Origin of the sequence: Olsenella sp. An290, assembly GCF_002159535.1 — a bacterium.
Taxonomy (GTDB): domain Bacteria; phylum Actinomycetota; class Coriobacteriia; order Coriobacteriales; family Atopobiaceae; genus Thermophilibacter.
Window position 1 is genome coordinate 83,409 of sequence record NZ_NFIU01000001.1, and the last position, 17,942, is coordinate 101,350.

Annotated in this window: 27 protein-coding genes; all 27 read left to right on the top strand. The window is 66.4% G+C overall.

Features of this window, described 5'->3' with window-relative positions; genetic code table 11:
* Positions 1-67 precede the first annotated feature (67 nt).
* Complete coding sequence (gene accC, locus B5F84_RS00395; protein ID WP_087319579.1) at positions 68-1,405, top strand: acetyl-CoA carboxylase biotin carboxylase subunit; 1,338 nt, start codon at positions 68-70, stop codon at positions 1,403-1,405.
* Positions 1,398-3,122: an acetyl-CoA carboxylase, carboxyltransferase subunit beta gene (gene accD, locus B5F84_RS00400; protein WP_087319580.1), complete on the top strand. Its 1,725-nt coding sequence runs from the start codon at positions 1,398-1,400 to the stop codon at positions 3,120-3,122. The genes accC and accD overlap by 8 nt, the downstream gene beginning before the upstream one ends.
* Entirely contained in the window at positions 3,107-3,931 is an 825-nt protein-coding gene (locus B5F84_RS00405) for a DegV family protein (protein WP_087319582.1), read from the top strand. The genes accD and B5F84_RS00405 overlap by 16 nt, the downstream gene beginning before the upstream one ends.
* A gap of 425 nt (positions 3,932-4,356) precedes the next feature.
* A complete protein-coding gene (rpsL, locus tag B5F84_RS00410; protein WP_072374142.1) occupies positions 4,357-4,728 on the top strand; it encodes a 30S ribosomal protein S12 in 372 nt (123 codons plus the stop codon).
* Positions 4,729-4,771: 43 nt separating this feature from the next.
* Complete coding sequence (gene rpsG / locus B5F84_RS00415) at positions 4,772-5,242, top strand: 30S ribosomal protein S7 (RefSeq protein ID WP_087319584.1); 471 nt, start codon at positions 4,772-4,774, stop codon at positions 5,240-5,242.
* 24 nt (positions 5,243-5,266) lie between these two features.
* The gene (gene fusA, locus B5F84_RS00420) at positions 5,267-7,363 is read left to right on the top strand and encodes an elongation factor G (protein WP_087319586.1); all 2,097 of its coding nucleotides are present in this window, start codon (positions 5,267-5,269) and stop codon (positions 7,361-7,363) included.
* Positions 7,364-7,400: 37 nt separating this feature from the next.
* Positions 7,401-7,709 (top strand): 30S ribosomal protein S10, encoded by a 309-nt coding sequence (rpsJ, locus tag B5F84_RS00425; protein WP_075575844.1) that lies wholly within the window; start codon positions 7,401-7,403, stop codon positions 7,707-7,709.
* Between the two features lie 120 nt (positions 7,710-7,829).
* Entirely contained in the window at positions 7,830-8,447 is a 618-nt protein-coding gene (locus B5F84_RS00430; RefSeq protein WP_087319587.1) for a histidine phosphatase family protein, read from the top strand.
* 222 nt (positions 8,448-8,669) lie between these two features.
* Positions 8,670-9,290, top strand: coding sequence for a 50S ribosomal protein L3 (gene rplC / locus B5F84_RS00435; RefSeq protein WP_087319589.1), 621 nt, complete (start codon positions 8,670-8,672; stop codon positions 9,288-9,290).
* 37 nt (positions 9,291-9,327) lie between these two features.
* Positions 9,328-9,954 carry a 50S ribosomal protein L4 gene (rplD, locus tag B5F84_RS00440; protein ID WP_087319591.1) on the top strand — a complete coding sequence of 209 codons (627 nt, stop codon included), beginning with the start codon at positions 9,328-9,330 and terminating at the stop codon, positions 9,952-9,954.
* A complete protein-coding gene (rplW, locus tag B5F84_RS00445; protein ID WP_087319592.1) occupies positions 9,954-10,256 on the top strand; it encodes a 50S ribosomal protein L23 in 303 nt (100 codons plus the stop codon). Before rplD ends, rplW begins: the two co-directional genes overlap by 1 nt.
* A 138-nt stretch (positions 10,257-10,394) precedes the next feature.
* Entirely contained in the window at positions 10,395-11,231 is an 837-nt protein-coding gene (rplB, locus tag B5F84_RS00450) for a 50S ribosomal protein L2 (protein ID WP_087319594.1), read from the top strand.
* A gap of 30 nt (positions 11,232-11,261) precedes the next feature.
* A complete protein-coding gene (gene rpsS / locus B5F84_RS00455) occupies positions 11,262-11,522 on the top strand; it encodes a 30S ribosomal protein S19 (protein WP_072374173.1) in 261 nt (86 codons plus the stop codon).
* Positions 11,523-11,538: 16 nt separating this feature from the next.
* Positions 11,539-11,901: a 50S ribosomal protein L22 gene (gene rplV, locus B5F84_RS00460; RefSeq protein WP_087319597.1), complete on the top strand. Its 363-nt coding sequence runs from the start codon at positions 11,539-11,541 to the stop codon at positions 11,899-11,901.
* Positions 11,902-11,907: 6 nt separating this feature from the next.
* Positions 11,908-12,618: a 30S ribosomal protein S3 gene (gene rpsC / locus B5F84_RS00465; protein ID WP_087319599.1), complete on the top strand. Its 711-nt coding sequence runs from the start codon at positions 11,908-11,910 to the stop codon at positions 12,616-12,618.
* Positions 12,618-13,043 (top strand): 50S ribosomal protein L16, encoded by a 426-nt coding sequence (rplP, locus tag B5F84_RS00470; RefSeq protein WP_072374182.1) that lies wholly within the window; start codon positions 12,618-12,620, stop codon positions 13,041-13,043. Before rpsC ends, rplP begins: the two co-directional genes overlap by 1 nt.
* A 3-nt stretch (positions 13,044-13,046) precedes the next feature.
* The gene (gene rpmC / locus B5F84_RS00475) at positions 13,047-13,262 is read left to right on the top strand and encodes a 50S ribosomal protein L29 (RefSeq protein ID WP_087319600.1); all 216 of its coding nucleotides are present in this window, start codon (positions 13,047-13,049) and stop codon (positions 13,260-13,262) included.
* 17 nt (positions 13,263-13,279) lie between these two features.
* Complete coding sequence (rpsQ, locus tag B5F84_RS00480) at positions 13,280-13,546, top strand: 30S ribosomal protein S17 (protein WP_087319602.1); 267 nt, start codon at positions 13,280-13,282, stop codon at positions 13,544-13,546.
* A gap of 76 nt (positions 13,547-13,622) precedes the next feature.
* Positions 13,623-13,991, top strand: a complete 369-nt coding sequence (gene rplN / locus B5F84_RS00485; protein ID WP_087319604.1) for a 50S ribosomal protein L14 — start codon at positions 13,623-13,625, stop codon at positions 13,989-13,991.
* 13 nt (positions 13,992-14,004) lie between these two features.
* The gene (rplX, locus tag B5F84_RS00490; RefSeq protein ID WP_087319606.1) at positions 14,005-14,322 is read left to right on the top strand and encodes a 50S ribosomal protein L24; all 318 of its coding nucleotides are present in this window, start codon (positions 14,005-14,007) and stop codon (positions 14,320-14,322) included.
* 605 nt (positions 14,323-14,927) lie between these two features.
* Positions 14,928-15,488, top strand: a complete 561-nt coding sequence (gene rplE / locus B5F84_RS00495; protein ID WP_087319608.1) for a 50S ribosomal protein L5 — start codon at positions 14,928-14,930, stop codon at positions 15,486-15,488.
* 64 nt (positions 15,489-15,552) lie between these two features.
* Positions 15,553-15,738: a type Z 30S ribosomal protein S14 gene (locus B5F84_RS00500; RefSeq protein ID WP_087319609.1), complete on the top strand. Its 186-nt coding sequence runs from the start codon at positions 15,553-15,555 to the stop codon at positions 15,736-15,738.
* 88 nt (positions 15,739-15,826) lie between these two features.
* Entirely contained in the window at positions 15,827-16,225 is a 399-nt protein-coding gene (gene rpsH / locus B5F84_RS00505; protein ID WP_087319611.1) for a 30S ribosomal protein S8, read from the top strand.
* 28 nt (positions 16,226-16,253) lie between these two features.
* Positions 16,254-16,790 carry a 50S ribosomal protein L6 gene (gene rplF / locus B5F84_RS00510; RefSeq protein WP_087319613.1) on the top strand — a complete coding sequence of 179 codons (537 nt, stop codon included), beginning with the start codon at positions 16,254-16,256 and terminating at the stop codon, positions 16,788-16,790.
* A gap of 59 nt (positions 16,791-16,849) precedes the next feature.
* Positions 16,850-17,218, top strand: coding sequence for a 50S ribosomal protein L18 (gene rplR, locus B5F84_RS00515; protein WP_087319616.1), 369 nt, complete (start codon positions 16,850-16,852; stop codon positions 17,216-17,218).
* A 9-nt stretch (positions 17,219-17,227) separates the two neighbouring features.
* Positions 17,228-17,749: a 30S ribosomal protein S5 gene (gene rpsE, locus B5F84_RS00520; protein WP_087319618.1), complete on the top strand. Its 522-nt coding sequence runs from the start codon at positions 17,228-17,230 to the stop codon at positions 17,747-17,749.
* A 2-nt stretch (positions 17,750-17,751) separates the two neighbouring features.
* The gene (gene rpmD / locus B5F84_RS00525; protein WP_087319621.1) at positions 17,752-17,937 is read left to right on the top strand and encodes a 50S ribosomal protein L30; all 186 of its coding nucleotides are present in this window, start codon (positions 17,752-17,754) and stop codon (positions 17,935-17,937) included.
* Positions 17,938-17,942: the final 5 nt, after the last annotated feature.

The window sequence follows — 17,942 nt, forward strand, 5'->3', positions numbered from 1 at the left end:
TGGGCATTAGGAGAGAGCGGCGTGCAAAAGCGACTGTCCCCTTTGCACGGCGCGCCAGGAGGCGACGATGTTCGACAAGATCCTCATTGCGAACCGCGGCGAGATCGCGGTCCGCGTGATCAGGGCGTGCAAGGAGATGGGCGTCAAGACCGTCGCCGTCTTCTCGACGGCCGACGCCGAGGCCCTGCACGTGGCCCTCGCCGACGAGGCCTACTGCATCGGTGGCCCGCGTCCCGCGGACAGCTACCTCAACGAGGACGCCATCATCACGGTGGCCCTCCAGTCGGGCGCCAAGGCCATCCACCCCGGCTACGGGTTCTTCTCGGAGAACGCGCACTTCGCGCGCGAGTGCCAGGAGTGCGGCCTCGTCTTCGTGGGCCCCTCGCCCGAGGTCATCGAGCGCATGGGCGACAAGGACAACGCGCGCCGCACCGCGCGCGAGGCCGGCGTGCCCGTGGTCCCGGGCTGCGACCTGCTCAAGGACGCCGACGAGGCGGTGCGCGAGGCCGAGCGCATCGGCTGCCCGGTGCTCATCAAGGCCCGCTCGGGCGGCGGCGGCCGTGGCATCCGCAAGGTGGAGCGCGCCGAGGACGCCGGCCGCGCCTTCACCGAGGCCCACGCCGAGGCCGAGGCCGCCTTCGGCGACGGCGAGTGCTACATGGAGAAGTTCGTCTCGCCCGCGCACCACGTGGAGGTCCAGGTCCTGGCCGACGCCCAGGGCCACGTGGTCTCCCTCGGCGAGCGCGAGTGCTCGGTCCAGCGCCGCAACCAGAAGCTCATCGAGGAGAGCCCGGCGCCGTGCCTGGACGCCCACCCCGGCGTCCGCGAGCGCATGCACAAGGCGGCGCGCGACCTCACGGCCGCCGTGGGCTACGTGGGCGTGGGCACGATCGAGTTCCTCTTTGCCGACGACGGCAGCTTCTACTTCATGGAGATGAACACCCGCCTGCAGGTCGAGCACCCCGTCACGGAGTTCGTGAGCGGCGTGGACCTCGTCAAGTGGCAGCTGCGCGTGGCCGCCGGCGCCGAGCTGCCGTTCACGCAGGACGACATCACGATCCAGAACCACGCGATCGAGTGCCGCATCAACGCGGAGACCCCCGAGTTCCTCCCGTCCTGCGGCGAGGTCACGATGCTCCACGTCCCCGGCGGCCCGCAGGTGCGCTTTGACTCGGCGCTCTACGTGGGCGCCGTGGTGCCGCCCTACTACGACTCGCTCCTCGGCAAGCTCATCGTGTGCTCCTCCACGCGCGAGGAGGCCATCCGCAAGATGCGCTCGGCGCTCGGCGAGCTCGTCGTGGAGGGCGTGGCCGAGAACAGCGAGCTGCACCTCGACATCCTGTCCAACCCCGAGTTCGTCTCCGGCAACTACCACACCAACCTGATGGAGCACCTCTATGAGTAAGCGGGAGAAGAGCGTCAACGCCCTCGAGAGCCCGGTGACCGAGGTCGCCGCGGAGTTTCCCGAGCGCCACGTGCTGATCAAGTGCCCCGGGTGCCGTCGCGTGATCGACCAGTCCAAGCTGGAGGAGAACCTCGACGTGTGCCCGCGCTGCGGCCGTCACCTGCGCGTCTCCGGGCGCAAGCGCATGCGCATCACGGTGGACGCCGGCAGCTTCGAGGAATGGGACCGCGAGCTCGCGGCCACGGACTTCCTGGAGTTCCCCGGCTACCCGGAGAAGCTCGACGCCGCGCGCGAGAAGAGCCACGAGAACGACGCCGTGCTCTGCGGCCGCGGCAGGATCGGCGGGCGCGACTGCGCCCTCTTCTTCATGAACGCCGAGTTCATGATGGGCTCGATGGGTGCGGTCGTGGGCGAGAAGATCACGCGTACCTTTGAGCGCGCGACCGAGCTTGGCCTGCCCGTCGTGGGCTTCACCGTCTCCGGCGGTGCCCGCATGCAGGAGGGTACGACCTCGCTCATGCAGATGGCCAAGATCTCCGCGGCGGTGCGCCGCCACGCCGAGGCGGGGCTCCTCTACCTGACGGTGCTCACCGACCCCACCACGGGCGGCGTCACCGCGAGCTTTGCCATGGAGGGCGACGTCATTCTCGCCGAGCCGGGCGCGCTCGTGGGCTTTGCCGGGCCGCGCGTGGTGGAGCAGACCACCCACAAGAAGCTCCCCGCGGGGTTCCAGCGCTCCGAGTTCCTGCTCGAGCACGGCTTCTGCGACCTCATCGTCGAGCGCTCCCAGATGGCGGCGACGATCGCCGAGCTCCTGGCGCTGCACGCCGGCGAGGCCCCTGCCCCGGGCGCCCCGCACGCGCTTGCGTACGAGGAGCCGCGCGGCAAGCGCGGCGGCCGGCCCAGGCGCGCGGTCGAGCCCCAGGGCGCCTACGACATCGTCAAGCTCACCCGCTCGGCCGACCGCGCCACGGCGCTCGAGCTCATCGAGCGCTCGCTCGACGGCTTCGTCGAGCTCCACGGAGACCGCCTCTTCGCCGACGACGCTGCCGTGGTGGCGGGCATCGGCTGGCGCGGCGGCCGCGTGCTCACGGTGATCGCCATCGAGCGCGGCCACACCACCAAGGAGCGCATGCGCCGCAACTTTGGCATGGCGCACCCGGAGGGGTACCGCAAGGCGCTGCGCCTCATGCGCCAGGCCGAGAAGTTCGGCCGTCCCGTGCTCTGCCTCGTGGACACCTCCGGCGCCTACTGCGGCATCGGGGCGGAGGAGCGCGGCCAGGGCGAGGCCATCGCCACCAACCTCGTGGAGATGAGCGGCCTGACCGTCCCCGTCGTGAGCGCCATCGTGGGCGAGGGCGGCTCGGGCGGCGCGCTCGGCCTTGCCGTCGCCGACCGAGTCCTCATGCTCGGGAGCTCCGCCTACTCGGTGGTGAGCCCGGAGGGCTGCGCCTCGATTCTCTGGAAGGACCCCAAGCGCGCGGCGGACGCGGCCGAGGCGCTGCACATCACCGCGGAGGACCTCCGCGCGCTCGGCCTTGTCGACGCCGTCGTGCCGGACGCCGGGCTCTCCGCCACCGAGGTCGCCCACGACCTCATGCGCGAGGTCGAGCTCTGCCTTGACGAGCTTGAGGGCCTCAGCGCCGAGGAGCTCGTGGGCCGCCGCTACGACAAGTTCCGTGCGATGGGAGGCGACCACCTATGCTCGCGCTTGTAACCGATTCCACCTGCGGCCTTACCAAGGTCGAGGCCGAGGAGCTGGGCGTCGAGACGGTCCCTGTCGCCTACGTCGTGGACGGCGTGCGCCGCGAGGAGGGCTTTGTGGGGCAGAACGGCGAGTACGCCCGCGACCTGCTGGCCTGCCGGCGCGCCGAGACCGAGGCCGCCCACCCGAGCGCCTTCGAGCGCGCGTTCCGCGCCCGCAGGGCGCAGGGCGAGGACGTGCTCTGCCTCACGATCTCCTCTCGCCTCTCCGGGACCTTCCGCAGCGCCGAGGAGGCCGCGCGGGCCGTTGACCCGACCGGCGAGCACGTGCGCGTCGTGGACTCCTGGGCCACGGCCGGCGCGCTCGAGTTTCTCGTGCGCCGTGCCCACGCGCTCGCCGAGAGCGGCGCGACCCTCGACGAGGCCGCGCGTGCGCTCACGCAGGCCCGCGCGGACCAGCGCATCCTCTTCACGGTGCCCGACGTGCGCGTCCTCCACCGAAGCGGTCGGCTGGGTGCCTTCAGTCGCGCGGTCATGAGCAAGCTCAACCGCTACCCGGTGATGGAGCTCTCCGAGGGGGCCATCGTCGAGGTGGGGCAGGGCCGCGGCGCCCACGGCATGGCGCGCGCCCTCGTGGCCGAGGTGCCGGCCGGCGCGCGGGAGTTCGTGCTCTCGCACTTCGGCCCGCGCGGCTCCGAGGCCCGCGAGGTTTTTCTCGCCGTGCGCAAGCGCTTCCCCGACGCCCGCGTCCGCGTGAAGGACGGCGGCCCCGTCCTCGCGCAGAACCTCGGCATGGGATCTGTGGGGCTCTCCTGGGCCTAGGGCCCGCTCCGCGTCCCGCGCGCGGGGACGCGTAATCTCAGATTTCGGAAATCCGGGTTTGCGCGTCGTAAAAGTGAAACTATCGGATACGTAGCTCGGGGATTGCCGTCCATTTGGTCGGTAATCCCCGAATACGTATGGCGAGAAGAACGCGCAAAGCGGGATTTCCGAAAAAGCGGAGTTACGCATGGGGGTCGGGGCCGGCGGCCGTGCCGGCCCGCGAAGCTGCACCGACCTGCGACGCCCCGGCCACCGCCCCCGGCCGTGAACATCCCGTGAAGGATGGATACGCCCGGCTCCGTGGCGTTTTGACAACAGCGGAGGCCCGGCGTAAAGTTCATCGTCGCGTCAATCCGGGGCAGAGGTGCTGCTCGGCCCTTGAATACAACAAACAGGCACGTCGATAGGTATAGAAGGAGAGAGCTTTGCCTACTATCAACCAGCTCGTTCGCAACGGGCGCGTGAGCGTCAAGTCGAAGTCCAAGAACGCAGCCCTGCAGCACAACCCCCAGAAGCGCGGCGTGTGCACCCGCGTCTTCACCACCACCCCCAAGAAGCCGAACTCCGCCCTTCGTAAGGTCGCCCGTGTGCGCCTCGTGAACGGCATCGAGGTCACCGCCTACATCCCCGGCGAGGGCCACAACCTCCAGGAGCACTCCATCGTCCTCATCCGCGGCGGCCGCGTGCGCGACCTCCCCGGTGTTCGCTACAAGATCATCCGTGGCGCCTACGACTGCGCGGCCGTCCAGAACCGCCAGAAGGCGCGCTCCCGCTACGGCACCAAGCGCCCGAAGTAGTTCCAACGCCACGTAATCGTCACCAGTTCTGAGGAGATACAACATGCCGCGTCGTGCAGCAGCCGTGCGTCGTGAGGTCCAGCCTGACGCCGTCTACAACAACCGTCTCGTGACCCAGCTCATCAACAAGGTCCTTCTCGATGGCAAGAAGGCCACCGCCGAGCGCATCGTCTACGGTGCCTTCGACCTCGTGGCCCAGAAGTCCGGCGAGGACGCCCTCTCCGTCTTCAAGAAGGCCATGGACAACATCCGCCCGACCCTCGAGGTCAAGCCCAAGCGCGTCGGTGGCGCCACCTACCAGGTGCCCATGGAGGTCAACTCCCGTCGCGCCACCACCCTTGCCATCCGCTGGATGGTCAACTTCTCCCGCGCCCGCAAGGAGAAGACCATGGCCGAGCGTCTCGCCAACGAGATCCTCGACGCCTCCAACGGCGTCGGCGCCTCCGTCAAGCGTCGTGAGGACCTCTTCAAGATGGCCGAGGCCAACCGCGCGTTCTCTCACTACCGCTTCTAGTTCGCCGGATCGAGGAGAAGCCACATGGCAAAGGTTAAGTACAAGCTCGAGGACCTCCGCAACATCGGCATCATGGCTCACATCGACGCCGGCAAGACCACCACGACGGAGCGCATCCTCTACTACACCGGCAAGACCCACAAGATCGGCGAGGTGCACGACGGCGCCGCCACCATGGACTGGATGGTCCAGGAGCAGGAGCGCGGCGTGACCATCACCTCCGCGGCCACCACGTGCTTCTGGAAGGACCACGTCATCCAGATCATCGACACCCCGGGCCACGTTGACTTCACGTCCGAGGTCGAGCGGTGCCTGCGCGTCCTCGACGGTGCCGTCGCGGTCTTCGACGCCGTCGCCGGCGTCCAGCCGCAGTCCGAGACCGTCTGGCGTCAGGCCACCACGTACGGCGTCCCCCGTATCGCGTTCATCAACAAGTATGACCGCATCGGCGCCGACTTCTTCCACGCCATCGACACCATGAAGGACCGCCTGCACGCCAACGCCGTCGCGGCCCAGATCCCGATGGGCGCGGAGAACAACTTCTGGGGTCTCGTGGACCTGGTCACCATGACCGCCTGGGACTTCAAGGAGGACGCCAAGGGCATGATCTACCCCGAGCCCATGGACGCCATCCCCGCCGAGTTCGTCGAGCTCGCCCAGGAGAAGCGCGAGGAGCTGCTCGACGCCGCCTCCAACTTCTCCGACGAGATCATGGAGGCCGTCCTCGAGGAGGCCGAGATCGACGTCGACGTCCTCAAGGCGGCCCTGCGCAAGGGCGTCATCGACGGCGAGCTCAACCTCGTCTTCGTGGGCTCCGCCTACAAGAACAAGGGCATCCAGGAGCTCCTCGACGCCGTCGTGGACTACCTGCCGAGCCCGCTCGACGTCACCGAGATCGACGGCACCAACCTCAAGGGTGAGCCCGAGGTCCGTCACGCCGACCCGAAGGAGCCCTTCGCGGCCCTCGCCTTCAAGATCATGACCGACCCCTACGTGGGCAAGCTCACCTACATCCGCGTGTACTCCGGCCAGGCCGAGGCGGGCTCCTACGTCTACAACTCGGTCAAGGACAACCGCGAGCGTCTCGGCCGCATCCTCGAGATGAACGCCAACGAGCGCGTCGACCGTGACAACTGCTCCGCCGGCGACATCGTCGCCTGCGTCGGCCTCAAGAACACCACCACGGGCGAGACCCTCTGCGACGAGAAGCACCCGATCATCCTCGAGTCCATCGAGTTCGCGACCCCGGTCATCTCCGTCGCCGTTGAGCCCAAGACCAAGGCCGAGCAGGACAAGATGTCCGTGGGCCTGGCCAAGCTCGCCGAGGAGGACCCGACCTTCCAGGTCCACACCGACCACGAGACCGGCCAGACCATCATCTCCGGCATGGGCGAGCTGCACCTCGAGATCATCGTCGACCGCCTGCGCCGCGAGTTCAAGGTCGACGCCAACGTCGGCAAGCCGCAGGTCGCCTACCGTGAGACCGCCGGCAAGGCCGTCTCGCACGCCGAGGGCAAGTTCGTCCGCCAGTCCGGTGGCCGCGGCCAGTACGGCCACGCCATCATCGACATGGAGCCCAACGAGGAGGGCAAGGGCTACGAGTTCGAGAACGCCATCGTCGGTGGCGTCATCCCGAAGGAGTACATCCCCTCGATCGACAAGGGCATCCAGGAGGCGCTCGAGAGCGGCGTGATCGCCGGCTACCCGGTCGTCGACATCAAGGTCAAGCTCATCGACGGCTCCTACCACGAGGTCGACTCCTCCGAGGCCGCCTTCAAGATCGCCGGCTCCATGGCCATCAAGGACGCCCTCAAGAAGTCCAACCCCGTCCTTCTTGAGCCCGTCGAGGCCGTCGAGGTCGAGACCCCCGAGCAGTACATGGGCGACGTCATGGGCAACCTCTCCTCCCGCCGCGGCAAGATCGAGGGCATGGAGGACCGTCGCGACACCAAGGTCATTCGCGCCAAGGTGCCCCTGGGCGAGATGTTCGGCTACGCCACCGACCTTCGCTCCCAGACCCAGGGCCGTGCGTCCTACACCATGCAGTTTGACTCGTACGAGCCCGTGCCGAAGGCCGTCCGTGACGAGATCGTCGCCAAGAACGGCGGCAACGCTTCCTAGTTAACGACCCGAGCTCGAGCTCATTGGAGGTACCACAGTGTCAAGCCAGAAGATCAGGATTCGCCTCAAGGGCTACGACCACGAGGTCGTCGACCAGTCCGCGAAGCTCATCGTGGACACCGCCCAGAAGACGGGCGCCCGCGTGTCCGGCCCCATCCCCCTGCCCACCGAGCGCAACCTCTACACGGTCATCCGCTCGCCGCACAAGGACAAGGACTCTCGCGAGCAGTTCGAGATGCGCACCCACAAGCGCCTCATCGACATCCTCGACCCCGCCGCCGCGACCGTCGACTCGCTCATGCGCCTCGACCTCCCCGCGGGCGTCGACATCGAGATCAAGCTCTAGTCCGAGCTGACCTGACTCATCTGGCCCCCGCTCTCCCCTTGGGAGGGCGGGGGTCGTCGCGTGCCGTGGGCACGCCCGGCGGGAGGGGTCGTATCATGGGTGGGGGAGAAGGGAGTGCCAATGGCGACGCTCTACCTCATGCGTCACGGGCAGACCGCGTACAACCTGGAGCATCGCGTGCAGGGGCGCTGCGACTCGCCGCTCACGCCGCTGGGCGTCGAGCAGGCGCGCGTCGCGGGGCGCTGGCTTGCCGCACGTGGCGTGCGCTTTGACCGGCTGTGCTCGTCTCCGCTCGGTCGTGCCGCCTCGACCCTTGCGCTCGTCCGCGAGGAGCTTGCCGCCACGGGCGAGAAGGACCTGCCCTCGATCGAGCTCATCGACGGCCTTGTCGAGCGCAGCTACGGCCCCTTTGAGGGCGGCCCCGTCGCCGACGTGCCGGCCGAGCTCTGGGACCCCGGGGAGGCGCTCGTCCCCTTTGGCGGGGAGGGGAGCGCGGCGCTGCGCCGTCGCATGGTGGCAACGCTCACGGAGCTCATGGAGGCCCCCGGCGCAGGGACGGTGCTCGCGGTAAGCCACGGGTCGGCGTCGCTTCAGTTCAAGCGTGCCTGGGAGGATCGCGCCCGCTGCCCGCAGGACGTCGCGCTGGGCAACTGCTGCGTGCTCGTGTACGAGTTCGACCGTTCTTCTCGTGCGTTCTTCTGCCAGAGCATCTGGAACCCCTGCGAGGCCGCCCTATAGATACGCCCGGCGGCGCGGAAAACGCAGCCGCAGCTCAGAGGGCACGAGAATTTTACGGAGACCTTGTGAAGCCCCGGTCACGCGTGTAGACTAGACAGGCTGCTCAAATGGGGACACGTGTGTCGCGCCCCCACAAGAGCGCAGATACAGGACGTGGTCCGCTGGGGACGGGCGCAAGGGGCGCCCGACGTAGCCCATGACCACCGGAGGTTAGGAAAGAGCATGGTCAGCACGATCCTTGGCCGCAAGCTTGGGATGACGCAGATCTGGGACGAGAACGACAACGTCGTGCCCGTCACCGTCATCCAGGCTGGCCCCTGCACCGTCTCGCAGGTCAAGACGAAGGCGACCGACGGCTACGACGCCGTCCAGATCGGCTTCGGAGACATCTCCGCCAAGCACGTCAACAAGCCCATGGCCGGCCACTTCAAGGCCGCCGGCGTCGAGCCGATGCGCTACCTGCGCGAGGTTCGCGTTGAGAACGGCGAGGAGCACAAGACCGGCGACGTCGTCACCGTTGCCGACTTCGCCGAGGTCAAGGCCGTCGACGTCATCGGCACCTCCAAGGGCAAGGGCTTCCAGGGCACCGTCAAGCGCTGGAACTTCTCCCGCGGCCCCATGACCCACGGCTCCCGCAACCAGCGTCGCCCGGGCTCCATCGGCCAGTGCGCCTACCCCGCGCGCGTCCGCAAGGGCCTGCACATGTACGGTCACATGGGCGACGAGCGCGTGACGGTCAAGAACCTCAAGCTCGTCCGCATTGACGCCGAGCAGAACCTCATGCTCGTCAAGGGCGCTGTCCCCGGCGGCAAGAACGCCCTCGTCCAGGTCCGCATGGCCTAAGTGCCAGGAAATCTCTTAGGCTAACAAGGAGGACAGAATGTCCAAGTACGCTATCAAGAACGTCGAGGGGGCTCAGGTCGCAGAGGCCGAGCTCGCCGACGGCGTCTTCGGCATCGAGCCGAACATCCCCGTCATCCACCAGGTCGTGGTCTGCCAGGACGCCTGCAGGCGCCAGGGCACCCACTCCGTGAAGAACCGTCACGAGGTCTCCGGCGGCGGCATCAAGCCGTACCGTCAGAAGGGCACCGGCCGCGCCCGCCAGGGCTCCATCCGCGCCGCCCAGTGGACCGGCGGCGGCGTCGTCTTTGGCCCCACCCCGCGCAGCCACGCCAAGCGCATCAACAGCAAGATGGTCAAGCTCGCCATGCGCTCCGTGCTCTCCGGCAAGGTCGCTGACAACGAGCTCGTCCTCGTCGAGGCCCTCTCCTTTGAGAAGCCCTCCACCAAGCAGGCCAAGGCCGTTCTCGGCGCTCTTGGCATCGAGGGCAAGCGCGTGACCATCGTGGTCCCCGACGACGACGTCAACACCTACCTCTCCTTCCGCAACCTCTCGACGGTCAACGTGATCGGCGTCTCCGAGGCCTCCACCCGCACCCTCATCGATAACGGCGCGCTCGTCATGACCGCCGAGATCGCCAAGCAGCTCGAGGAGGTGCTCGCATAATGAACTCCGTCTACAACGTCATCATTCGCCCCGTTGTCTCCGAGCGTTCCTTCGACCTCATGGAGCAGGGCAAGTACACGTTCGAGGTCGCCAAGGCCGCTCCCAAGGAGGAGATCGCCGCTGCCGTCGAGAAGCTCTTCGGCGTGCACGTGGTCAAGGTCAACACCATGAACGTCTCCGGCAAGAAGAAGCGCGTTCGCTACCAGACCCCTGGCACCACGCGCTCCTGGAAGAAGGCCGTCGTGACCCTCGCCGCCGGCGAGACGATCGAGATCTTCGGCGCCCAGCAGGCCGCCGAGTAGCAGGTACCCCGCCCGCGCCCCCTCGGGGGCCGGGCTTTCATGCCGCACGTGATGGATACGCGCGGTACCGTGGTAATCCGGTGTCGCCCCGCCACTCCCTGAGCGGGACGGCCAACGGAAGAAGAAGGGAAAGAGTCAATGGCAGTCAAGCACCTCAAGCCTACGAGCGCAGGCCGGCGTTTCCAGACGGTCTCGGACTTCGCCGAGATCACCTGCACCACGCCCGAGAAGTCGCTTCTCGAGCCCCTGCCCAAGAAGGCCGGCCGCAACAACAACGGCCGCATCACCACCCGTCACCAGGGTGGCGGCCACAAGCGCCAGTACCGCAAGATCGACTTCAAGCGCCGCAAGGACGACGTGCCGGCCAAGGTCGCCACGATCGAGTACGACCCCAACCGCTCCGCCCGCATTGCGCTGCTCCACTACGTTGACGGCGCCAAGGCCTACATCCTGTGCCCCGAGGGCCTGCACGTGGGCGACATGGTCGTCTCCGGCGTGAAGGACGTCGACATCAAGCCCGGCAACTGCATGCCGCTCTCCGAGATTCCCGTCGGTACGCTCGTGCACGCCGTCGAGTTCCAGCCGGGCAAGGGCGCCGCTATGGCCCGTGCCGCCGGCACCTCCGTCCAGCTCATGGGCAAGGACAACGGCTACGCCGTCCTGCGCATGCCCTCCTCCGAGCTGCGTCGCGTTCTGCTCACCTGCCGCGCCACGATCGGTGAGGTCGGCAACGCCGAGCACTCCAACATCGTGATCGGCAAGGCCGGCCGCAGCCGCTGGGCCGGCGTCCGCCCGACCGTCCGTGGTACCGTTATGAACCCGGTCGACCACCCGCACGGCGGCGGCGAGGGCAAGAACCACACCTCCGGCCGTCCGTCCGTGACGCCGTGGGGCAAGCCGACGAAGGGTTACAAGACGCGCGACCCGAAGAAGGCCTCCAACCGCCTCATCATCCGTCGTCGCAAGTCCAAGTAGTCGGAACACGAGTAGTAGGAGATAGAAAGCATGAGCAGAAGTCTCAAGAAGGGCCCGTTCGTGGAGACTCGCCTCCTCGCGCGTGTCGCCGCTCAGAACGAGGCCGGCACCAAGGAGGTCATCAAGACCTGGTCGCGCTCCTCGACCATCTTCCCCGAGATGGTCGGTCACACGATCGCCGTCCACGACGGCCGCAAGCACGTGCCCGTGTACGTCACCGAGTCCATGGTCGGGCACAAGCTGGGCGAGTTCGCCCCCACCCGCACGTTCCGTGGCCACAAGGAAAAGTAGGGGGTAGGTAGTTAACATGCCTCAGAACACCAACACCAACGAGGTCCGCGCGACGGCCAAGTACGTCCGCATCGCCCCGCGCAAGGCCCGCGCCGTCGTTGCGCTGATCCGCAACCTCCCCGTGGCCAAGGCCCTCGAGGTCCTGCAGTTCTCGACCCGCGCCGCCTCCGTCGACGTGGCCAAGGTCCTGCGCTCCGCGATCGCCAACGCCGAGAACAACAACGGCCTGCGTGGCGACAACCTCTACGTCAAGCTTGCCTACGTTGACGAGGGCCCCACGCTCAAGCGCATCCGCCCGCGCGCCAAGGGCTCCGCGTCGCGCATCAACAAGCGCATGAGCCACATCACCGTCGTCGTCGCTCCGCGAAAGGAGGCGTAAGCGAGCATGGGTCACAAGGTTCAGCCGACTGGCTTCCGTCTCGGCATCACCGAGGATTGGCGCTCCCGCTGGTACGCCGATAAGAACTACGCCGAGAACCTCGGCAACGATCTCGCCATCCGCTCCTTCCTCGAGAAGCGCCTCGCCAAGGCGGCGCTCTCCCGCGTTGACATCGAGCGCGCCGGCGACAAGGTGAAGGTCACCATCTACACCGCCCGCCCCGGCATCGTGATCGGCAAGAAGGGCGCCGACATCGACGTCCTGCGCTCCGACCTCGAGAAGGTCGCCAAGGTCGGCAAGGGCCAGATCGCCGTCGACGTCGTCGAGATCAAGCGCCCCGAGCTCGACGCCAACCTCGTCGCGCAGTCCGTCGCCGAGCAGCTCGAGCAGCGCGTCGCCTTCCGTCGCGCCATGCGCAAGGCCGTCCAGTCCGCCCGCAAGGCCGGCGCCAAGGGCATCCGCATCCAGTGCTCCGGCCGCCTCAACGGCGCCGAGATGGGCCGTCGCGAGTGGTACCGCGAGGGTCGCGTGCCCCTGCACACCCTTCGTGCCGTGATCGACTACGGCCAGTCCACCGCCCGCACCACCATGGGTGCCTGCGGCATCAAGGTTTGGATCTACTTCGGCGAGAAGCTGCCCGGCCAGGCCACGCCCCGTCCGGCGCTCGAGGGCTCCTCGCGTCCTCGCCGCGGTCGCAATGAGAGGAGGGCTCGCTAATGCTCGCTCCTAAGCGCGTTCTTCACCGCAAGGTTCAGCGCGGCTCCATGAAGGGCCACGCCAAGGGCAACACCGAGCTGCACTTTGGTTCCTATGGCATCCAGGCGCTCGAGGCCCACTGGATCACCAACCGCCAGATCGAGGCCTGCCGTGTCGCCATGACCCGCTACATGAAGCGTGGCGGCAAGGTCTGGATCACCATCTTCCCGGACAAGCCCATCACCAAGAAGCCGGCCGAGACCCGCATGGGCTCCGGCAAGGGCAACCCCGAGGAGTGGGTGGCCGTCGTCAAGCCGGGCCGCATCATGTTCGAGATCGACGGCGTCGCCGACGAGATCGCCCGTGAGGCCCTCCGTCTTGCCCAGCACAAGCTGCCCATCAAGACCAAGATCGTCACCCGCACCGAGCAGGACGGGGAGGAATAGTCAATGAAGTACACCGAGATCAAGGCCATGAGCGACGCCGAGCTCGCCAAGAAGCTGGAGGAGGGCCGCGCCGAGCTCTTCAACCTCCGCTTCCAGATGGCCACGAGCCAGCTTGACAACACGGCCCGCGTCAAGACCGTCAAGAAGGACATCGCGCGCGTTCTCACCGAGCAGCGCGCCCGCCAGATCGCCGCGGAGAAGTCCGCCGCGCAGAACTAGACCGCAGGAGAATGACAATGGCTGAGACCGAGAAGAGGAACGCGCGCAAGGTCGTCACCGGGACCGTCGTCTCCATTTCTGGCGACAAGTCCATCACGGTGAAGATCGACTACCGCAAGCGCCACCCCAAGTACGGCAAGATGATGACCATCTCGAAGAAGCTGCACGCCCACGACGAGAAGAACGAGTCTGGCGTCGGCGACCTCGTGACCATCATGGAGACTCGCCCGCTCTCCAAGACCAAGCGCTGGCGCCTGGTCGAGATCGTCGAGCGCGCCAAGTAAGCAACCATGACCCGTCCTCCCATGTGCGCCGCGCGTGTGGGCGCACCTCTGGAGGGACAGCAACGGAGGAGCAAAAATGATTCAGATGCAGACCATGCTCACCGTCGCCGACAACTCCGGCGCCAAGACGGTGAGGTGCATCAAGGTCCTGGGTGGCTCCAAGCGCCGCTACGCGGGCCTCGGTGATGTGATCATCGGCGCGGTCCAGGAGGCCACTCCTGGTGCCGGCGTCAAGAAGAAGGACGTCGTGCGCTGCGTCATCGTTCGTACCAAGAAGGAGACGCGCCGCAAGGACGGCAGCTACATTCGCTTTGACCAGAACGCCTGCGTCATCGTGAACAAGGAGGGCGAGCCCAAGGGCACCCGTATCTTCGGGCCCGTCGCCCGCGAGCTGCGCGACCGCAAGTACATGAAGATCGTCTCGCTCGCGCCTGAGACGCTCTAGGGAGTGAGGACGAATGGCTAAGATGCATGTGAAGAAGGGCGACAAGGTCGTCGTTCTCTCCGGTAAGGACAAGGGCAAGGAGGGCACCATCCTTCGCGCCAAGCCCGCCGAGGGCAAGGTCGTCGTGGAGGGTGTCGCCATCGCCAAGAAGGCCGTGCGCCCCAACGCCCAGAACCAGCAGGGTGGCATCGTCGAGCAGGAGGCCGCCATCGACGCCTCCAACGTGATGGTCGTCTGCCCCAAGTGCGGCAAGCCCACGCGCGTCGGCCACGGCGTTGACGACAAGGGCAAGAAGGTCCGCGTGTGCAAGAAGTGCGGCGCCCAGTTCTAGGAGCCTGACCGCACCTGCATGGGGGAGCCCCCGGCATTCCATGGAGTAGAGCGCAACGCAGCGTTCTCTCCCCGGAGTGCCGGGGGCTCCTCTTGTGCCGAGGAACGCCCGCGCGAAGGGGCTCTTCTCGGCAATCTAGTCTTGGTAGCTCGTCATATGTCACGCTTTGGGCGGCCGTTGCGTGACTTTGAGCGAGCTAACTCTTGTGACTCACCCGAAGTCACGGTAATCGCCTGGAAGCGTGACTTTCAACGAGCTTTCTTGATCACCTCACGCTAAGTCACGGAAACCCCGCCGAAAACGTTACTTATGATGAGCTGTCGCGCTTATCTCGCTCATAGTCACGCGACGGCGCATGTTTCGTGACTTCAAGTGAGCTCAGAAGCGGGCGAGAAGAACCCGCGTCCCTGACGAATGTGCAGGAACGGTGCCGGATAGTTCCTCGTTTCCTTTTGTGGAGAAAGGGCGTAATATGTTTCCTTGCGTCTCTAGATAGGGAGAGTTCTATCTCGGGCGCAGGACATATGGCTCCCGGCCGTGCCAGGGCTGGGAGGTACGAGGTTGGAAACCCCGTGCTGAGAACCCCATGAGTTGAAGGAGTGAACATGGCAGACAAGAGCTACACCCCGCGTCTCAAGGAGCAGTACTTCGCCACCGTGCGTGACGAGCTCCAGAAGCAGTTCGGGTACAAGAACGTGCACCAGATTCCGAAGATCGAGAAGATCGTCGTGAACATGGGCGTCGGCGAGGCCGCCACGGACGCCAAGGCCATCGACGGCGCCGTGGCCGACCTGCGCGCCATCACTGGCCAGCAGCCGCTCGTGACCCACGCCCGCAAGTCCATCGCCACCTTCCACCTGCGTGCCGGCATGCCGATCGGCGCCAAGGTGACCCTGCGCGGCGACCGCATGTGGGAGTTCCTGGACCGCCTCATCGCCGTGGCCATCCCGCGCATCCGCGACTTCCGCGGCATCTCCCCGAAGAGCTTTGACGGCCGTGGCAACTTCTCCATGGGCGTCACCGAGCAGCTCATCTTCCCCGAGATCGACTACGACAAGATCGACCACACCCGCGGCATGGACATCACCATCGTGACCACCGCTCAGACCGACGAGGAGGGCAAGGCGCTGCTCAAGGCCTTCCACTTCCCGTTCAAGGCTGAGTAGGTCGAATACCAACAAGGACCGACCGGGCCATCCGGCGGCCGAGATGCACTTTGAAGGAGGATTTGTGGCTAAGACTTCGATGATCGTCAAGGCTTCGCGCGAGCCGAAGTTCTCGACGCGCAAGCAGAACCGCTGCCAGCGTTGTGGGCGTCCCCACTCCGTCTATCGCAAGTTCGGCCTGTGCCGCGTCTGCTTCCGCGAGCTTGCGAGCAAGGGCGAGCTTCCTGGCGTCCGCAAGGCGAGCTGGTAGGACCCAGGGCTCTGGCGTCCAGGCGCTTGTGCCATGGGTGCAGGCGAACCGGACACGCAGGTTCATCATTACCTAAGGAGAAGAATCAATGAAGATTACTGATCCCATCTCTGACATGCTGACGCGCATCCGCAACGCGAACGCCGCCAACAAGGCCGAGGTCTCCATGCCCTCGACCAAGGTGCTCGTTGAGGTTGCCCGCGTCATCTGCGAGGAGGGCTACATCGCAGGGTACGAGGTCGAGGACACGACCCCGCAGAAGACCCTGCACATCACCCTCAAGTACGGCGCTCGTCACGCCAAGGTGATTCGCGGCATTCGCCGCATCTCCAAGCCGGGCCTTCGCATCTACTCCACCGCGGACAAGCTCCCGCGCGTGCTCGGTGGCCTCGGCACCGCCGTCATCTCCACCTCCAAGGGCATGATGTGCGACCGCGACGCCCGCAAGCTCGGCGTCGGCGGCGAGGTCATCGCCTACATCTGGTAACTCTCGACAGGAATGAAAGGAGACAACCGTGTCTCGAATTGGTAAGCAGCCTGTCCAGGTTCCCGCCGGAGTCACTGTGACAGTTGATGGCACCACCGTTACCGTCAAGGGCGGCAAGGGCGAGCTCACCCGCACCTTCTCCGATCTGATCACGATCGAGCATGAGGGCGAGGAGCTCCGCGTCGTGCGCAACGACGAGTCCACCGCCTCCAACGCCCAGCAGGGCCTCACCCGCACCCTTCTCCACAACATGGTCATCGGCGTCTCCGAGGGCTTCGAGAAGAAGCTCGAGCTCACCGGCGTCGGCTACCGTGCTGCGCTCAAGGGCAAGGATCTTGATCTCTCCCTTGGCTACTCCCACCCCGTGATCTACGTCGCTCCCGAGAACATCACGTTCGAGGTGCCCGACAACACGCACATCAACGTCAAGGGCATCTCCAAGGAGCAGGTCGGCCAGGTTGCCGCCGAGATCCGCATGAAGCGTCCTCCCGAGCCGTACAAGGGCAAGGGCATCCACTACGTGGGCGAGCACATCCGCAGGAAGCTCGGCAAGGCTGCCAAGTAGCCATAAGGCCAGCGAAAGACCATCACCCCGTCAGGTGATGGCACGTCTAAGGAGAAGGAATGAACAAGCAGCAGGCGAAGAAGGCCGGTCTCAAGCGCCGCGAGCGCCGCGTCCGCGCCAAGATCTTCGGTACCGCTGAGCGTCCCCGCCTCAGCGTGCACCGCACGAACGCCAACATCTACGCCCAGGTCATCGACGATGCCGACGGCAAGACCATCTGCTCTGCCTCGACCCTCGACCCTGAGTTCCGCGCCACGGGCAAGCTCGGCTCCAACAAGGAGGCCGCCGCGTTCGTGGGCGAGCTCGTGGGCAAGCGCGCCGTCGAGAAGGGCGTCACCACGGTCACCTTTGACCGCGGCGGTCGCATCTATCACGGCCGTGTCAAGGCTCTGGCAGACGGTGCCCGCAACGCGGGCCTGAAGTTCTAGGAGGATTCAATGGCACGTGATCGTAAGCGCCAGCAGGACACGGATCTTCAGGAGCGCGTCGTCTACATCCACCGCGTCTCCAAGACCGTCAAGGGCGGCCGTCGCATGTCCCTCGTGGCCCTCGTGGTCGTCGGTGACGGCAAGGGCAACGTTGGCCTCGGCATGGGCAAGTCCGCCGAGGTGCCCCTGGCCATCCAGAAGGGCGTCGAGGACGCCAAGAAGAACATGTTCAAGGTGCCCGTGACCGAGCACGGCACCGTTCCGCACGCCGTCGAGGGCCACTACGGCGCCGGCCGCGTTCTCATCATGCCGGCCATCGAGGGTACCGGCGTCATCGCCGGCGGCCCCGTGCGCCCGCTCTTCGAGCTTGCCGGCATCACCAACGTGCTTTCCAAGTCTCTCGGCACCAACAACGCGATGAACATCATCAAGGCCGCCGCCGAGGGCTTGAAGCAGCTCTCCAGCCCCGCTGAGACCGCCGAGCGTCGCGGCATGACCGTGGGCGAGATGTTCTGCGGGAAGGAGAACTAACCATGGCCCAGTCCCTCAAGATCAAGCTCGTGCGCAGCGCCGTTGCCTCCGTCAAGAAGGACCAGACGGCCACCTGCCGAGCCCTCGGCCTCCGCAAGATCGGCGATATCGTCGAGCGCCCGGACAACCCGAGCATCCGTGGAATGATCTTCAAGGTCAAGCACCTTGTTGTCGTGGAAGAGAACTAGGAGTC

What these genes read in the sequence shown, in the direction of transcription:
- rpsC (WP_087319599.1), top strand. Translation starts at nt 11,908, where the DNA reads ATGGGTCACAAGGTTCAGCCGACTGGCTTCCGTCTCGGCATCACCGAG.
- rplV (WP_087319597.1), top strand. Translation starts at nt 11,539, where the DNA reads ATGCCTCAGAACACCAACACCAACGAGGTCCGCGCGACGGCCAAGTAC.
- rpsG (WP_087319584.1), top strand. Translation starts at nt 4,772, where the DNA reads ATGCCGCGTCGTGCAGCAGCCGTGCGTCGTGAGGTCCAGCCTGACGCC.
- rplC (WP_087319589.1), top strand. Translation starts at nt 8,670, where the DNA reads ATGGTCAGCACGATCCTTGGCCGCAAGCTTGGGATGACGCAGATCTGG.
- rplE (WP_087319608.1), top strand. Translation starts at nt 14,928, where the DNA reads ATGGCAGACAAGAGCTACACCCCGCGTCTCAAGGAGCAGTACTTCGCC.
- rpmC (WP_087319600.1), top strand. Translation starts at nt 13,047, where the DNA reads ATGAAGTACACCGAGATCAAGGCCATGAGCGACGCCGAGCTCGCCAAG.
- rpsQ (WP_087319602.1), top strand. Translation starts at nt 13,280, where the DNA reads ATGGCTGAGACCGAGAAGAGGAACGCGCGCAAGGTCGTCACCGGGACC.
- B5F84_RS00430 (WP_087319587.1), top strand. Translation starts at nt 7,830, where the DNA reads ATGGCGACGCTCTACCTCATGCGTCACGGGCAGACCGCGTACAACCTG.
- rpsE (WP_087319618.1), top strand. Translation starts at nt 17,228, where the DNA reads ATGGCACGTGATCGTAAGCGCCAGCAGGACACGGATCTTCAGGAGCGC.
- accC (WP_087319579.1), top strand. Translation starts at nt 68, where the DNA reads ATGTTCGACAAGATCCTCATTGCGAACCGCGGCGAGATCGCGGTCCGC.
- rpsS (WP_072374173.1), top strand. Translation starts at nt 11,262, where the DNA reads ATGAGCAGAAGTCTCAAGAAGGGCCCGTTCGTGGAGACTCGCCTCCTC.
- rpmD (WP_087319621.1), top strand. Translation starts at nt 17,752, where the DNA reads ATGGCCCAGTCCCTCAAGATCAAGCTCGTGCGCAGCGCCGTTGCCTCC.
- accD (WP_087319580.1), top strand. Translation starts at nt 1,398, where the DNA reads ATGAGTAAGCGGGAGAAGAGCGTCAACGCCCTCGAGAGCCCGGTGACC.
- rpsH (WP_087319611.1), top strand. Translation starts at nt 15,827, where the DNA reads ATGAAGATTACTGATCCCATCTCTGACATGCTGACGCGCATCCGCAAC.
- rplN (WP_087319604.1), top strand. Translation starts at nt 13,623, where the DNA reads ATGATTCAGATGCAGACCATGCTCACCGTCGCCGACAACTCCGGCGCC.
- rplR (WP_087319616.1), top strand. Translation starts at nt 16,850, where the DNA reads ATGAACAAGCAGCAGGCGAAGAAGGCCGGTCTCAAGCGCCGCGAGCGC.
- fusA (WP_087319586.1), top strand. Translation starts at nt 5,267, where the DNA reads ATGGCAAAGGTTAAGTACAAGCTCGAGGACCTCCGCAACATCGGCATC.
- rplP (WP_072374182.1), top strand. Translation starts at nt 12,618, where the DNA reads ATGCTCGCTCCTAAGCGCGTTCTTCACCGCAAGGTTCAGCGCGGCTCC.
- rplW (WP_087319592.1), top strand. Translation starts at nt 9,954, where the DNA reads ATGAACTCCGTCTACAACGTCATCATTCGCCCCGTTGTCTCCGAGCGT.
- rplX (WP_087319606.1), top strand. Translation starts at nt 14,005, where the DNA reads ATGGCTAAGATGCATGTGAAGAAGGGCGACAAGGTCGTCGTTCTCTCC.
- rplD (WP_087319591.1), top strand. Translation starts at nt 9,328, where the DNA reads ATGTCCAAGTACGCTATCAAGAACGTCGAGGGGGCTCAGGTCGCAGAG.
- B5F84_RS00405 (WP_087319582.1), top strand. Translation starts at nt 3,107, where the DNA reads ATGCTCGCGCTTGTAACCGATTCCACCTGCGGCCTTACCAAGGTCGAG.
- rplB (WP_087319594.1), top strand. Translation starts at nt 10,395, where the DNA reads ATGGCAGTCAAGCACCTCAAGCCTACGAGCGCAGGCCGGCGTTTCCAG.